The 15,701-nt window shown below is 53.4% G+C and carries 15 protein-coding genes; 11 read left to right on the top strand and 4 right to left on the bottom strand.

What is annotated here, in order from left to right; all coding sequences use genetic code 11:
* Positions 1-17 precede the first annotated feature (17 nt).
* The 4 genes from E0E17_RS01345 to alaC all read left to right on the top strand — a co-directional run bounded on the left by E0E17_RS01345 (position 18) and on the right by alaC (position 4,788).
* On the top strand, positions 18-1,670 hold the full coding sequence (locus E0E17_RS01345; protein WP_130830940.1) for an alpha-keto acid decarboxylase family protein: 1,653 nt from the start codon (positions 18-20) through the stop codon (positions 1,668-1,670).
* A 165-nt stretch (positions 1,671-1,835) separates the two neighbouring features.
* Positions 1,836-2,801 carry a glucokinase gene (gene glk, locus E0E17_RS01340; protein ID WP_130830939.1) on the top strand — a complete coding sequence of 322 codons (966 nt, stop codon included), beginning with the start codon at positions 1,836-1,838 and terminating at the stop codon, positions 2,799-2,801.
* A 108-nt stretch (positions 2,802-2,909) separates the two neighbouring features.
* Entirely contained in the window at positions 2,910-3,434 is a 525-nt protein-coding gene (locus tag E0E17_RS01335) for a GNAT family N-acetyltransferase (protein ID WP_130830938.1), read from the top strand.
* A gap of 118 nt (positions 3,435-3,552) precedes the next feature.
* Positions 3,553-4,788, top strand: a complete 1,236-nt coding sequence (alaC, locus tag E0E17_RS01330; protein ID WP_130830937.1) for an alanine transaminase — start codon at positions 3,553-3,555, stop codon at positions 4,786-4,788.
* A 39-nt stretch (positions 4,789-4,827) separates the two neighbouring features.
* On the opposite strand, the gene ypdK is transcribed toward alaC, so the two are convergent.
* The 3 genes from ypdK to E0E17_RS01315 form a co-directional block, all read right to left on the bottom strand.
* Positions 4,828-4,899 carry a membrane protein YpdK gene (gene ypdK / locus E0E17_RS01325; RefSeq protein WP_130835424.1) on the bottom strand — a complete coding sequence of 24 codons (72 nt, stop codon included), beginning with the start codon at positions 4,897-4,899 and terminating at the stop codon, positions 4,828-4,830.
* 199 nt (positions 4,900-5,098) lie between these two features.
* Positions 5,099-6,127 (bottom strand): HlyD family secretion protein, encoded by a 1,029-nt coding sequence (locus tag E0E17_RS01320; RefSeq protein WP_130830936.1) that lies wholly within the window; start codon positions 6,125-6,127, stop codon positions 5,099-5,101.
* 6 nt (positions 6,128-6,133) lie between these two features.
* On the bottom strand, positions 6,134-7,750 hold the full coding sequence (locus E0E17_RS01315) for an MFS transporter (protein WP_130830935.1): 1,617 nt from the start codon (positions 7,748-7,750) through the stop codon (positions 6,134-6,136).
* Positions 7,751-7,886: 136 nt separating this feature from the next.
* On the opposite strand from E0E17_RS01315, the gene E0E17_RS01310 reads away from it, so the two are divergent.
* The gene (locus E0E17_RS01310; RefSeq protein WP_130830934.1) at positions 7,887-8,672 is read left to right on the top strand and encodes an IclR family transcriptional regulator; all 786 of its coding nucleotides are present in this window, start codon (positions 7,887-7,889) and stop codon (positions 8,670-8,672) included.
* Positions 8,673-8,679: 7 nt separating this feature from the next.
* Positions 8,680-9,132 (top strand): universal stress protein, encoded by a 453-nt coding sequence (locus E0E17_RS01305; RefSeq protein ID WP_130830933.1) that lies wholly within the window; start codon positions 8,680-8,682, stop codon positions 9,130-9,132.
* Here E0E17_RS01305 and E0E17_RS01300 read toward each other — a convergent pair whose 3' ends face one another.
* A complete protein-coding gene (locus tag E0E17_RS01300; RefSeq protein ID WP_130830932.1) occupies positions 9,133-9,357 on the bottom strand; it encodes a hypothetical protein in 225 nt (74 codons plus the stop codon). It lies immediately after the preceding gene.
* 58 nt (positions 9,358-9,415) lie between these two features.
* On the opposite strand from E0E17_RS01300, the gene E0E17_RS01295 reads away from it, so the two are divergent.
* From E0E17_RS01295 to E0E17_RS01275, 5 genes are all read left to right on the top strand, one after another.
* Positions 9,416-9,697, top strand: coding sequence for a lipoprotein (locus E0E17_RS01295; protein ID WP_130830931.1), 282 nt, complete (start codon positions 9,416-9,418; stop codon positions 9,695-9,697).
* Between the two features lie 493 nt (positions 9,698-10,190).
* The gene (locus tag E0E17_RS01290; RefSeq protein WP_130830930.1) at positions 10,191-11,078 is read left to right on the top strand and encodes an SMP-30/gluconolactonase/LRE family protein; all 888 of its coding nucleotides are present in this window, start codon (positions 10,191-10,193) and stop codon (positions 11,076-11,078) included.
* A gap of 145 nt (positions 11,079-11,223) precedes the next feature.
* Positions 11,224-11,457 carry a hypothetical protein gene (locus tag E0E17_RS01285; RefSeq protein ID WP_130830929.1) on the top strand — a complete coding sequence of 78 codons (234 nt, stop codon included), beginning with the start codon at positions 11,224-11,226 and terminating at the stop codon, positions 11,455-11,457.
* A 572-nt stretch (positions 11,458-12,029) separates the two neighbouring features.
* On the top strand, positions 12,030-13,469 hold the full coding sequence (locus E0E17_RS01280) for an MFS transporter (RefSeq protein ID WP_165446247.1): 1,440 nt from the start codon (positions 12,030-12,032) through the stop codon (positions 13,467-13,469).
* Positions 13,470-13,534: 65 nt separating this feature from the next.
* A complete protein-coding gene (locus E0E17_RS01275; RefSeq protein ID WP_130830927.1) occupies positions 13,535-15,214 on the top strand; it encodes a glycoside hydrolase family 43 protein in 1,680 nt (559 codons plus the stop codon).
* Positions 15,215-15,701: the final 487 nt, after the last annotated feature.

Below are 15,701 nucleotides of genomic sequence, written 5' to 3'. Positions count from 1 at the left end.
GGAAAAAGGAGTGGCTGATGAAAACCCTCACGGTAACTGACTATCTGCTTGCGCGGCTGGAAGAGATCGGCGTGCGCCATCTGTTTGGCGTTCCCGGTGATTACAACCTGCAATTTCTCGACAGCGTAATCGCGCATCCGACGATTCGCTGGGTTGGTTGTACCAACGAGTTGAACGCCGCCTATGCTGCCGATGGTTACGGGCGCTGTAACGGTGCCGCCGCACTGCTGACCACCTTTGGCGTCGGCGAACTCAGCGCATTAAACGGCATCGCTGGCAGCTATGCCGAATATGTGCCGGTGCTCCACATTGTTGGCGCGCCCGTCAGCCAGGCGCAGCAGCAGGGTGATTGCGTCCATCATTCGCTGGGGGATGGCGACTTTCGCCACTTTCTGCGCATCGCCGGGGAGGTGAGCGCGGCTCATGCGATATTGAGCACGGAGAACAGCACGCAGGCGATTGATGAGGTGCTGGAACAGGCGATGCAGCAGCACCGACCGGGCTATCTGCTGCTGGCGACCGACGTCGCGCAGGCAAAGGTTGCGCCCCCCACGCGGCCGCTGGTACTGGAACAGACCTCTTCCGCCACAGCGCGCTCAGCCTTCCGTCAGGCAGCCGAACGTCTGTTAAGCGACGCCCGCCGCGTGTCGCTGCTGGCTGATTTTCTGGCCGATCGCTGGCGTCTGCAGCCGTTGCTGAACAGGCTGCGCCAGCGGCGCGCCATTCCCTGCGCCAGCCTGCTGATGGGCAAAGGGGTGCTGGATGAACAGCTGCCGGGTTATGTCGGTACCTATGCCGGTCAGGGCGGCGATGAGGCGGTATGTGCGGCGATTGAACAGGCGGATGTCACCCTCAGCGTTGGCGTGCGTTTTACCGACACCATTACCGCCGGTTTTACCCAGCAGTTTGACGCGCAGCGGCTGATCGAACTGCAACCTCACAGCGCCAGCGTGGCCGGTGAACGCTTTGCGCCGCTCAGCATGGCGGACGCGCTCAGCGAGCTTGATGCGCTGTTTCAGCGCTACGGCGCATTATGGCAAGAGGCGCAGCCCGCGCTTCACGCAGCGCAACCAGCCCCGGCGGCGCGCCTCGGGCAGCAGGCCTTCTGGCAGACGCTGCAGGATTTTCTCCAGCCTGGCGATTTGATTCTGGCGGAGCAGGGCACCGCAGCCTTTGGCGCTGCGGCGTTACGTCTGCCATCCGGCGCAACGCTGCTGGTGCAGCCGCTCTGGGGCTCCATTGGCTATACGCTGCCTGCCGCCTTTGGCGCGCAAACCGCCGAGCCGACGCGGCGCATTATCCTGATTATCGGCGACGGTTCGGCGCAGATGACCATTCAGGAACTGAGTTCCATGATGCGTGACGACCAGCAACCGGTCATTTTTATTCTCAATAACCAGGGTTATAGCGTGGAACGGGCTATTCATGGCGCAACACAGCGCTACAATGATATTGCACAGTGGAACTGGACGGCCCTGCCGCAGGCCCTGAGCCTGCACTGCCCGGCGCAGAGCTGGCGTGTGATGGAGACGATCCAGCTGCAGGAGGTACTGAAGCTGGTCGCCCGCACCCGACGGCTTTCCCTGATTGAAGTAGTAATGCCGCAGGACGACCTGCCGCCTCTGCTGAGAAAAGTGGCGGCCGCCCTGCATCAGCGTAACGGCGGCTGAGATTCAGAAAGTTGCCGCTGGGCAGAAGTGTCGTATCAGGGGTAAGGTTATGCCTTGCTTTTTAGCTGATACGCTCACCTTTCGTACCGGTGAGCGTTGTTGTTTTATTGGCAGGATTTTATAGTGTCCTCCAACTCTTAAAGACCCAAGCGGAGCAGCAGAAGAATGACAACATATGCCTTGGTCGGCGACGTGGGCGGTACTAATGCCCGCCTCGCCCTGTGTGAGGTGGAAAGCGGTAACATCTCCCAGGCCAAAACATTCTCAACATCAGAACACAGCGGTCTTGAAGCCGTTATCCGCCACTACCTTGACGAGCTGCAGCTGGAGGTCAGGGATGGTTGTATTGCGATCGCCTGCCCGATAACCGAAGACTGGGTCGAGATGACCAATCATGACTGGGCTTTCTCAACCCGTGAGTTAAAGGCCAATCTCGGCTTCGAGCATCTGGAAATTATCAACGACTTTACTGCCGTTTCCATGGCGATTCCGATGCTGACGGAAAACGATGTTATCCAGTTCGGCGGCAAAGCGGCGATAAAAGATAAGCCCATTGCGATTTACGGTGCTGGTACCGGTCTTGGCGTGAGCCATCTGGTGCATGTCGATAAGCGCTGGATCAGTCTGCCGGGCGAGGGCGGGCATGTTGATTTTGCCCCGAACAGCGAAGAAGAAGATCAGATCCTGGAGGTGCTGCGCGCTGAACTGGGGCACGTCTCCGCAGAACGTGTGCTTTCCGGAGCAGGGCTGGTGAACCTCTATCGGGCCATTGTGAAATCCGATAACCGGGTGCCGGAAAACCTGAAACCGAAAGATGTGACAGAGCGCGCGCTGGCCGACAGTTGCACCGACTGTCGTCGCGCCCTGTCGCTTTTCTGCGTCCTTATGGGACGTTTTGGCGGCAATCTGGCGCTGAATCTCGGCACCTTTGGCGGTGTCTATATCGCTGGCGGCATCGTGCCGCGCTTCCTGGATTTCTTCAAAGCTTCGGGTTTCCGGGCGGCGTTTGAGGATAAAGGTCGTTTCCGTGATTATCTGGTCGATATTCCGGTGTACATGATCACCTATGACCAGCCGGGCCTGCTGGGAGCCGGTGCCCATCTGCGCCAGACGCTGGGCCGCATTCTCTGATCGTTTCACCTGCGAACGGCCACTGGCCGTTCGCCTCGCCCGCGCATCATCTGGGTCGTTTCTCTTGCTGCGGCTGGCCGTCAGCATTCAGACCGACAGAGGTGTTATATGCAATTGCAAACCCCACGGTTAATCATCAGCAAACTTCAGGCGGAAGACTGGCCGCTGTTTAAACACGTGCACCAGGATCGCCTCAGCATGACCTGGATCGGCGAGATCCCTGATGATGAGGATCTGCGCCAGCGTTTCCTCGGACGCCTTGCGCCCTGGCAGGTGAGCAGTTTTCATATGCTCTGTCTGGTGGTGCGCCTGCGCGCCAGTAACGAGGCGCTGGGCCTGTTCGGTTGTACCGCTGAGTGGCAGCCCTGGCGTCAGGCGGAAGTGGGCTATATGTTGCTGAGTGAACACTGCGGGCAGGGTTATGGCAGCGAGGCGCTGGGCGCGCTGTGTGAATTTCTCTTTTCTGCCGGTTTTCACAAGCTTAAAGCGCTGGTGGTCGAAGGCAACTGGCCCTCGCGGCGTATTCTGGAAAAAAACGGTTTTCAGCTGGAAGGCACGCTGCGGGATAATTATCTGTTAAATGGTTGCTGGGTAAACGACTGGGTATTTGGTCGTCTGGAATCGCCAGAATAAAAAAATTTCCTGCTCCTCTCGACAAAATTGTTATTGCCACGTTATGTTCTTGTTGCGGTCACCGTCGTGACCCGCGTCGCTCGGACGGTCCGGGCGCTTACGTTACCCAGAGGATATTATGGCTGATAACAGCTTGCCGCGTCGTTTTTCCCGTATTGATCGCCTTCCCCCCTATGTTTTTAACATCACCGCTGAACTGAAGATGGCTGCGCGTCGGCGTGGCGAAGATATCATCGACTTTTCCATGGGAAATCCTGACGGTGCGACGCCACCGCACATCGTAGAAAAACTGTGTCAGGTCGCCCAACGCGACGATACCCACGGTTACTCTACTTCCAGAGGGATCCCGCGTCTGCGTCGCGCCATCTCGCGCTGGTATGCCGAGCGCTATCAGGTAGAGATCGATGCGGAATCGGAAGCTATTGTCACCATCGGCTCGAAAGAGGGGTTGGCGCACCTGATGCTGGCGACGCTGGATCATGGCGATACCGTGCTGGTCCCCAATCCCAGCTATCCAATCCATATTTATGGCGCGGTGATTGCCGGGGCGCAGGTTCGCTCTGTGCCGCTGGTGGCGGGCGTCGACTTTTTTAACGAGCTGGAACGCGCCATCCGCGAAAGCTATCCGAAGCCAAAAATGATGATCCTGGGCTTCCCGTCGAACCCGACCGCCCAGTGTGTGGAGCTCGACTTTTTCGAGCGGGTCATTGCGCTGGCGAAACAGTATAACGTGCTGGTGGTACACGATCTGGCCTATGCCGATATCGTCTATGACGGCTGGAAAGCGCCCTCGATTATGCAGGTACCGGGGGCGCGCGATGTTGCCGTGGAGTTTTTCACCCTGTCGAAAAGCTACAACATGGCGGGCTGGCGCATCGGCTTTATGGTGGGCAACAAAGAGCTGGTGGCAGCACTGGCGCGCATCAAAAGCTATCACGACTACGGCACCTTTACGCCGCTGCAGGTGGCCGCTATCGCCGCACTGGAGGGCGATCAACAATGCGTTCGCGATATCGCCGAACAGTATAAGCGCCGTCGTAACGTGCTGGTGAAAGGCTTGCATGAAGCGGGCTGGATGGTGGAGATGCCGAAAGCCTCGATGTATGTCTGGGCGAAAATTCCCGATCACTATGCCCATCTGGGATCGCTGGAGTTCGCCAAACGGCTGCTGCAGGAGGCGAAAGTGTGCGTTTCGCCGGGGATCGGCTTTGGTGAATATGGCGACACTCACGTTCGTTTTGCGCTGATTGAAAACAGCGATCGTATTCGCCAGGCGGTAAGGGGAATTAAAGCGATGTTCCGTGCCGATGGTATCCTGCCGGGAACGCTGAAGACCACAGAAGAACAAGCCTGAGAAAGACGAAGGGGGCGACCGGGTGTCGCCCCTGCGACATTACAGCATCAGCATAAAGGTGCCGATCCAGATTAACAGGAAGAACGAAATTCCCATCAAAGCGTATTTCACAAAGCAACTCCTCTGAGCGGTTACGACGATGGTGATCCCGAGCCAGCGCAACGCGAACAGATTGAAGAAAAGGCGAGCACGGCGAATAAGACACCTTTTCTGCTCAGGGCGTTCTGAACAGCTCAGAACAGGATCGAGCGCTAATGTACGCGCAATTGATCACAAAATAAATAGCGCATCCCGGGAGAATTTCCACCCCTTAGCGCGTGTTTATCTCCGCAATCACAGACATCCCCACACGCAGTTGTGCCAGATCCGCCTGGCGGCCATCCAGCACGATTTTCACCGGCAGACGCTGCACCACCTTGGTAAAGTTGCCGGTGGCATTATCCGGCGCAATCGCCGAAAAAGTCGCACCGGTGGCCGGCGCGATACTGTCCACATGACCGGTAAAATGCTGGCCAGGCAGCGCATCGACCGTTACCGTTACCGGTTGGCCCTGATGGACATCCGCCAGCTGGGTTTCCAGATAGTTGGCGGTGATATACGCTTGCTGCAGCGGCACCACCGCCAGCAGTCGCGTCCCTGCCGAAACCCAGGCGCCGGTGCGCACCGCACGCTGACCGACCATACCATCTACCGGCGCGGTAATACGCGTATAGGAGAGGTTCAGCCGCGCCTGATCGACACTGGCTCTGGTCGAGGCGACATCCGCTTCCGCCTGACGTACCGCAGCCTGCAGTACCCCGACCTCTTTCTGCGCGGCAGCCAGCGCAGCCTGATTCTGACGCACCTGCGCGGCGGCGGCATGCAGCGTAGAGCTGGCTTTCTGCTGTTCATCCGCCGCTACCGTGCCGCTCTTGTAGAGGCGGTTGTAGCGATCGGCGCTCTGCCCGGCGTACTGCGCTGAGGCCTGACTGGCCGCCAGGGTCGCCCGCGCTTCTTCAATCACCGACTGCTGCTGCTCCAGCTGCGCCTGACTACTCAGCAGCTTCGCCTCACTCACCTGCAGATTGGCGAGGGCGGTTTCCAGCGCCACGCGATAGTCGCGATCATCCAGGGTTGCCAGCACCTCACCCGCTTTTACCTGCTGATTATCCCTGACGTTCACGCTGGCTACATAACCTGATACTCGCGGGGCCACCAGGGTGTAATCCGCATTCACGTAAGCGTCGTTGGTGCGATGATCGTTGCTGATCATCGCCGACCAGACAAAAAAGGCCATCGCCAGTAAAACCAGCAGCAGCAGCGTCAGCAGCACGGTTTTTCTCTTCAGTAAAGCACGCATAATCTCTTATCTCGTTGTAGGCGTAACAGGTTGAATCAGGGTTTGTGGCGGCCAGGCACGTTTAGGCAGCCAGGCGGTGAACAGCAGCAACACGGCCGCTATCAGCGTCAGCATCAGGTAAGCGTCGCTGAGGCTCAGCACCATCGCCTGATGTTTCAGCAGGGCGGCAAAAGCGCCGAGGTTTTCTCCGCTGCTGATGCTGCCATCGGCCAGCAGCGGCTGGCTGCTGCTCGCCTGCTGGCTGGAGGGGGCCGTCAGCAGCCAGGAGCGACTGGCGGCGTTGTTGACCAGCACACTTGAGTGAAACTGTTCACGATGGCTGATAAACCACTCCACCAGGGTCGCCGCCGCGATGCTGGAAAAGCCGCGCACGGTATTGAACATCGCTGAGGCAAAGGGGCCTTCCGGCGGAGCCACCACGCTGGTGGAGTTCATCAGCACCGACAGGATGATCATCGGCTGACCAAACGCCTGCAGCCCCTGAATCAGCCAGAAGTTCTGCCGCGCCCAGTCGGTGGTAATCTGCGATCCCAGCAAGCAGGAGAGGACCAGCAGCCCGACACCGGTGCTCAGCATCCAGCGACTGTCGATCCAGCGAATATTGAGCAGGGCGGCAATCAGAGGGGCAATCACTAACTGCGGCAGCCCAATGGCCAGCGCCAGCGGCGCAAACTGCAGGGTACGAAATCCTTCTACCTGGGCGAAATAGGCGGCGGGCAGAGCGGATCCGGAGAGCGCCAGGATCAGCACGCATGCCAGCGCCAGCAGACCATACGCCAGATTGCGCCGCGCCAGCATCTGCAGTTTGAACAGCGGCAGCGGGTGAAACCACTCGTTAATCAGAAACACCAGCAGCAGCGCCAGCGCGGCGAGCAACATGGCGAGAAATAACGGCGAGGCCAGCCAGTCCAGACGTTCTCCCTGGGTCAGCGCCAGGATCAACAGCGCCATGCCGCTACAGCCGGTCAACATGCCGAACAGATCGATCTGCTGAAAGCGCTCCAGACGCAGCGGATCCTGCGGCAGTCCCCAGCTAATCAGCGCCACGGCGACAGTCATGGCCGGTACTACCTGCCAGAACACAAACATCCAGCCCACCTCATCCGTCCAGAAAGCGGCCAGTGAGGCGGCCATATTGGGCCCGAAGGTAGCAGTTAATGCGTAGGCGCTGAGACCAAAAAGTTTCACGGGCGGCGGCAGAAAGCGCAGCGCTACCGTCATCAGCAGAGGAGGCAGAGCGCCGCCAAACAGACCCTGCACCACGCGCAGCGTAATAAACAGCCCGGGCCCGGGCAGCAGCGGCAGGATCAGGCCGGTGAGGGTAAAGCCCAGCGCGACTGCAATGGCAAAGCGCCGCAGCGAAAAGGTGACGGCGAACCAGGGGGCGATCATCATTGCCGCCACTTCGGCAGCCTGATAGGCAGAGGTGATCCAGCTGCCCTGATCGTAACTCACGCCAATCGCGCCACGAATATCGGCCAGCGCAATATCGGTCACGCGATCGTTTAAGCCTGACGTCAGCGCAGCAATCAGTACCCCCAGCAAACCCAGCGCCAGGCGCAGAGTAAAAGGGTGGGGAACCGGTGCGGCGACAGGCTGTGAAGTAGTGGCGGCTATACTCATGATTAGCGATGCAGTGTATTGCAATGTGATACAGGGAGCGTATCTTACATCCTGATATGCTGTATTGCAATGTGGTACAGGGTGTAAAAGTGCTGCGTTTCGCGCTACAGTAAGGTAGCCCAAACAGGAAGGCGTTATGGTTGATTCTTTATCCTGCCGCGATGATGAAAAAGCAGGCGGCATTCAGGTCATTGCCCGTGCGGCAAAAATACTTAATGCGCTGGGAGAGCATCCCGGCGGCATGAGCCTTGGCGAAATCGCCCAGGCGGTGGATCTGCCGCGCTCTACCGTACAGCGCATTGTGGCAGCACTCGATAATGCCCAGCTGGTACGCAGCTCGGGTGCCGGCGGTTTACGTCTGGGGCCTGCGTTGCTGAAGCTGATCTCCGGCGTACACAGTGATGTGGTTGAGATTGCGCGTCCCTGGCTGGAATCGCTTTGTCGCGCCACCAACGAAACCGTCTCGCTGGCGCGCGCCAGCGGCACGCAGCTGGCGATTATTCATTTTCAGGTCGCCTCGCGGGAGTTGCGCGTAGTGCCGCGTATCGGACTCAATCTGCCCCTGTACAGCACCTCCGGCGGCCGGGCCTTACTGGCGCTGGAGAGCGATGAGGATGTTCGCCTGATGGTCGGAGAAGCCTATCGCGAGCTGACGGAAAAGACGGTAAAAACCCTGCCGGAACTGTTAAGCCTGATTGCGGAGGTGCGTCAGACCGGCATCTCTTACGACCGGGGCGAAACGCTGGAGGATGTCTCGACCATGGCGGTGGCCATCGATACGCTGTTTGGCCGCTTCTCTCTCTCTCTGCTGGCGCCCTGTGCACGATTTCAGAAACATGAAGCCCGTTATCGCGAAGAAATTCTGAAGTGCAAAGATGCGCTGTTGCGTGAAATCGGCAAAGTTGCCGCTTCAGAAGGATAACCCCTCGATGAAAACCTTATTGATCGCCATTGATAATACGCCGGTAGCGGAAAAGGTCATTGCGCTGACAATTGAAGAAGCGCAGGCGCACAAGGCGAACGTGGTGGTGCTCTGTTGCATTGACCCTGCCTACTCTTCCTGCAACCAGCCGATAGAGATCGATGCGGGAGAAGATCCGGTTGATTTTACCCCTGCGCAGGATGAGCAGAACACCGCTGAAATGGTGGTGCGCTATGCGCTGGCGCCGCTGTTACGCGCCGGTATTGCAGCGCGCGGGCTGATTCTCGCCGGGGAAGCGGCAGAAACCATTGTGGCGCAAGCGCAACAGCTCAATGCCAGCATGATTATTATGGGGCGTCGCCATCTTTCCCCCTTTAACCGTCTGCTGAAAGGTTCAGTGAGTGCGGCGGTGATTGAACGCGCTAATTGTCCGGTGCTGCTTGATCTGCGCCGGGGATAATTAAACGACAATAAATATGGCCTTATTCTGCTGGTGGGCAAAAAAAAGCCCGCTCAGAGCGGGCATAAATTTTTTATTAACTTCTTTCTTAATTAAATCACCTGGTGTGGTGCAGACTCTTATTCGATGCAAAATGATCGCATTTTCTGGCGCTGGAAACCAGACGCCCGGCTGAATCGATTTGATTGGTGAAATCTTGCTTTTAAAAGCAAAATCGCGCCCCATTCTTATAGTCTGTGCACGCCTGGCTGATTACACTGCGCTGCACTATGAGGATGAAACTATGCAGAAAATAATCACTGGCGCGCTGGCGCTCTTGCTGTTAACGGGCTGTAGTACCACCAGCCCGGACGGATTTGTGCGTATTGATGAAGATGAAAGTTCACAGACCGTACAATATCGTTACGATCCGCAAAACTTTAATAAAGATGCGCTGCAGGCTGACGTATCAGCATATTGCAGTGAGCGTGGATTTGATAAAGTCGAAGCTTTACCCGCTCAGGACAGCCATATTCCCGGTCTGAAGAAAGCCTGGTTTCAGTGTAATTATGCGCTGAAAAGTTAAACAGGGCGGGTAATATCCCGCCTTTTTATTTAGCTGCTTGCTGTGTGTTATCTTTGCCCGCGCTTATCGTCCGCGATGATGGCTATGACCGTGCCCATGTCCATGCCCGTGACTCCATCCTCCGCCGTGACCGTGGCCCCATCCTCTGCCGTGTCCATGGTCAATAATACAACCGCTCAGCATGCTCATCATGGCAACCACCGATACGATTTTAATCACTTTCTTCATGGAAAGTTCTCCTCTTTTCCGTTGGGAGTAACGTTACGCCGGAAAAGTGAAGCGAGAATGCAGAGAATGTAGAGTTATTTAGAGAAATATTGCAGGGTATTTCTGATAACAGCCTGTCTGGCCGGAGCAAGAATAAAACCAATCGGAAAGCGCTGAAAGCACTGGCATGGTAGCGAGAATATTCTGAAAAGCAAGTAAAAATAATGTCTGACCCCTTTTTCTCCAGACGCTACATTAATGATATCGATAAAAAAGAGAGAACAAAATGGTCTATAAAGTCGAAAATGTATTAGCGCTGCAGGCTGAGCTGGGAGAGTGTCCCCTCTGGTCAGTGGAAGAGCAGGTATTATGGTGCGTGGATATTCTGGCACCGGCTATTCATCGCTTCGATCCGCAGAGTGGTGAGGTGAAAACTTTTCCCCAGGCGGAAGAGGTCGGCTGTATAGGGTTGCGCGAACAGGGGGGATTGATTGCTGCATTGCGCAGCGGCGTCTGGTTGCTGAATGCAGAAGGCCAGCCTGAACGTAAGGTGGCCGATAATCCCGGCATCGCCAGTAAAAGCCGTTTCAATGACGGACGCGTCGATCCCTGGGGAAATTTCTGGTGTGGCAGCCTGTGGGAGCCGCAGGATAAAAATGGCGGCATGCTTTGCCGCGTGGACTGTCAGCTTAATCTGCAGGTAATGGCGCGTGACGTCAAAATTTCCAACGGACTGGCGTTCTCTCCTGATCGTCGCTGGATGTATCACAGCGATACTCCTAATGAAGTGCTCTGGCGCTATCCGTTAAGCGACAGCGGCGAACCCGGTGCACGCGAATGCTTCCGCCGTTTTGACGCCAGTGGAGGATTACCTGACGGCGCCTGTGTGGACAGCGAAGGATTTTACTGGTCGGCGCTGTTTGATGGCGGTCGCGTGGTGCGCATCGATCCACAGAGCGCGGAGATTGTGGATGAGATTCTGTTACCCGTGCGCTGGCCCACCATGGTAGCTTTTGGCGGTAAGGATCTGCGCACGCTTTATATCACCAGCTCACGGGAAAATCGCAGCGCCGGGGAACTGGCGCGCTATCCTCAGTCAGGCGATATTTTTGCCGTTGATGTTGAGGTAGCGGGCATAGCGGAGCCGCGTTTTAAACAACAGCCCGGAGCATGATCGGCGGCTCCACGGCTGCTGTGTCAGAGTGAGAGAGCCGGTGACCTGATATAACCATCGGTAAAACTCTGTGTCTGGACGGCAGTGCTGCCTGCAGCCTGGCGGATTATTTGCCAGGCTTATCAGTCAGACAACAGGAGGAACTATGAAAGATCAGGCACCTGATACCCTGTCAAACGAGGACGAGGTCCGCTGCATTATCGGGCAGGCTGTTATTGAGTTAAGCGACGAACAGCAGCCGGTAAACAAATCGACGCTCGCCCTGAAACTGCTTTCTATGGCTGACCGGGACAGAGACGACGAGCGTGCGCTGCTTTACTGGATCGCCCGCAAGGCCATTAATCAGCCGGGACAATTGTCATTCCACGGCCAACGCTGATTCAGGCTCTGTGCCCGGGCGGGTACTGCCCGCCCGGAAACAGGATTGCAGAAACGACAAAAGCTCCTCTGTTATCTGCCCATGTCTGTTGTTGCTATTGCTTCACGTTTAGTTCTGTCAATAGACCCGCCTTGCTGTAGAAGCCAGCTGCGCCAGCGCTGCATATTTTTATCTCATGCCCTTTTATTACTTTTGTTATGTATTGTTTTTATCAGGCAAATAAGAAACTGAGACATATTCTGTATTTTTCTCGCCGCTTGCTCAATTATGTTATTTAACTCGTATATTAAGAGAATGCTCAAATGTGAGCTGTCTCGCAAAATATATGACGGCAGCTGAAATAAAACGCTGTTTCTGTAGGGTACTTACCTCTGCTGCGGATATTGCTTGTGAGTTGCTGATGAATATTCTGGATATGAGGCCATAAGAATACCTTTGTCTCGATGATCACAGAAGTAAAAAATCATAATTAATTAATACAAAAACGTAATAGATCCTCCGATGTTAACTGTGTCAGAAAATGTTCCACATTCACAAAAATCGGAGATCTGATTAGAATGGGTAAGAACATAATGCAAAGTCGGCATGATGAATACCATAAATTAACCCGCGGAGAACGTATTGGTTATGGTCTGGGTGACTTTGCGCAAAATCTTGTGTTTGGCACAGTAGGCGGTTTTCTTGCTCTTCATATGTTGACTGTAAATACAATCAGTACAGCAACTGCAGGATTTATATTTCTTTTTGTCCGAGTTATCAATGTGTTTTGGGATCCGATGGTAGGAACCTATGTTGACAAAAGAAGTTCAGTGGCCGGCAAATATCGGCCCTGGCTGTTAAGAGCAGGGGTTCCCCTGGTTATTCTTTCCGCTTTAATGTTTGCCCCCATTCCTGGCGTCAGAGGTTCAGTTCCTTTTGCCTTTATCGTTTATCTGGCACTGGATCTGGTTTATTCCGTTGTGAACATTCCTTATGGTTCTCTGAATGCTTCACTGACAAGGGATCCTGAATCTATTGATAAACTGACAAGTACGCGAATGATGCTGGCCAATAGTGCCAATCTGCTTGTCTATACTCTGTTTCCAATGTTTGTACAAATGGCCTCACCAAAAGATCGAAGCCTCAAGGATACGGGGTTTTTCGGACTTGAGCTCAATATGGGGAACTATACTGATCCATCTGCTAACTACGCCTGGTTTGGCGTTTACTCTGTTTATATGCTCATTGGCGCTGCTGCACTTTTCTGCTGTTATAAATTCACAAAAGAACGTGTTGTCGCCACAGCAGAACAAACTGCCAATGTAAAAGCGACCGATCTCTTTCTTGAACTCAAAAACAATCGACCGCTAGTCATTCTCGGATTGTTTTTCATGCTGGCCTTTACCTTTATGTTTTTCATGAACACGGTTAATGGCTTTTTCAATCAGTTTGTTGTCGGCCATTCAGAATGGATGGGCGCTGTGGGTCTGGTCGCTTCCATTCCGGGGATTTTATTCCCGATTTTCTGGGCAGGACTCAAGAAAATTTTTGGTAAAAAGGGTTTCTTCCATCTTTTCCTGGGAATGTTTATTGCCGGTGAATTGTTGACTTACGTTTGGTCACGCGATGGCATGCATGATGCACTCTGGCTTGCTTACATTGCAACCTTCATTAAACAGTGGGGCTTAACCTCGGCTACCGGTTTCATGTGGGCACTGGTTCCTGAAGTGATTGCTTATGGCGAATTAAAATCTGGCAAGCGCAATGCCGCAATCATCAATGCGATTATGGGGCTCTTTTTCAAGGTTGGTTTTACTATTGGCGGCGCTGTGCCCCTTTGGTTACTGGCCGTTTATGGCTTTAGCGAAACAGGCGCGCAGCAAAGTGCAAATGCTATTGAGGGAATCATTGTTACCGCTGTCTGGATCCCCATCGTTTTAGCCGTTATTTCCATGATCATCATTCAAATTTATCCCATCTCAGATAAAAATGTTACTGACATCAATCGTCAGCTTGATGAGATACGGGTGTAATTTAAAATCAATCAGTAACTGTTTGAAATGTAAGTAATAAAATTTCAGAAAAAAGGTGTGGTTATATGTCGATTATTCAAAACCCTGTGTTACCTGGATTTAATGCAGACCCGAGTATCATCCGTGTCGAGGACACCTATTATATTGCAAACTCTACATTTGAATGGTTCCCTGGTGTTCGTTTACATGAGTCAAAAGACCTGAAACACTGGAATCTTCTTCCCAGCCCATTGTCAACAACAACCCTTTTAGATATGAAAGGGAATCCTTCATCAGGAGGGATTTGGGCTCCGGCGCTCTCTTATGCCGATGGAAAATTCTGGTTGGTTTATACGGATGTAAAAATCACCGAAGGCGCCTTTAAGGACATGACAAACTACCTGACCACCGCAACAGATATTCGTGGTCCATGGGCAGATCCCATCAAACTCAATGGCGTGGGTTTTGATGCTTCCCTTTTTCATGACGAAGATGGTCGTAAATATTTAGTCCAGCAAACCTGGGATCATCGGGAATACCGTCATCCTTTTAATGGCATCACCTTAACTGAGCTTGATATAAAGTCTCTGAAATTAAAACCAGAAACAGCACGTACTATTTATCGGGGCACCGCCGTTGCCCTGGTTGAAGGACCACATCTCTACAAACTGAACGGATATTATTATCTTTTCGCTGCGCAGGGGGGAACAGTATTTACCCACCAGGAAGTTGTTGCGCGTTCAAAAACCTTAGAGGCCGACAGTTTTGAAACAGAGCCGGGAGAAGTATTCTTAACTAACGTAGATACGCCAGACAGCTATATTCAGAAGCAGGGACATGGCTCTCTGGTTTCAACCCCTGCAGGCGAATGGTATTACGCCTCGCTTTGCGCTCGTCCGTGGAATCGTGCAGGTGAGTCAGCCTATGATCCGCGTGGCTGGTCAACGCTTGGCAGAGAAACTTCAATCCAGAAAGTTTATTGGGATGAGGATGGCTGGCCACGTATTGAAGGGGGCCACGGTGGCAAAACTTTTGTCGAAGGACCAAAAGATGCCATTTACACCGAAAGCGCAAAAGATCACAGCCAGTACGATGATTTTAAAACGTCCACGCTTGATCTCAACTGGAATACACTCCGTGTCCCGTTTACAGAAAAAATGGGTACAACAGGCGATGGAAAGCTGGTTTTAACCGGACAAGGTTCTTTAGCGAACACTCATGACCTGTCGCTTATTGCCCGACGCTGGCAAGCCTTTTATTTTGATGCTCAGGTGAAAGTTAAATTCAATCCATTTAATTATCAACAAATGGCAGGATTAACGAATTACTATAACGATCGTCACTGGAGTTTTGTTTTTATTACCTGGAATGAAATTAATGGAGCAGTCATCGAAATAGCTGAGAATAATCGTGGAAAATATACCTCTTATCTGAAGGATGATGCCATCAAGGTTCCGGAAAATACCGACTATGTCTGGTTCCGCACCAAAGTCAGGAAGGAGACTTATACTTACGAATATAGCTTTGATGGCATCACATTCACTGAAATTCCAGTCAAATTAGATGCCGCCATTCTTTCAGACGACTATGTATTGCAAAGTTATGGTGGGTTCTTTACCGGAGCCTTCGTTGGCCTTGCGGCTGTAGACTACTCTGGTTATGGCGCCAGCGCAGAGTTTTATAATTTCGCTTATCAGGAGCTTGGCGATGCATTAATTGCAAATGACACTTATAGCTGGGAAGCAAGCGAATCACGTTTTAATTAAAGGCTCAAGCACCTGCGTTATCGTTGAGATAACGCAGGTTGCGAATGCGTGAATATTTAACCCGTGATTTATTTTTTCGTGACCCGATGCTGATGTAGCGGCAAGATGACAGGTTGATTTTGCCCACGTAATGCGGACACGCCTCTGTTCGCGCAGCGATTCCCGCCGCCGTCTTCTCTGGCCTCTATTTCCGTGCAGGTTACGTCGCTGCAGCAGTGCCAGATCGGCACTTTCCTGCACAGGATCAGCCTTTTTCAGACACTGCGTATTGATTTTTCCAGACGTCAGAAGAGGTGTCTATGGTGTCCTGCAGAAATCGAACTTAGAGCTAATTTTTTGATTTAAAGAGTTTTAATTGAATTAAAAACCATTTATACCATCATAGATACCAACATTCAAAAATGACTTTAAAAGCAGTTGTTAGACACTGAAAAAACGTCTTAATTATACTCAATTTTATCCGCCATCATTACGGTTTCACAGCTTC

Origin of the sequence: [Erwinia] mediterraneensis, assembly GCF_900604315.1 — a bacterium.
Taxonomy (GTDB): Bacteria; Pseudomonadota; Gammaproteobacteria; order Enterobacterales; family Enterobacteriaceae; genus Pantoea; species Pantoea mediterraneensis_A.
Note: the sequence above shows the minus strand (reverse complement) of the source record. Positions and strands in the feature narration are given on the sequence as shown.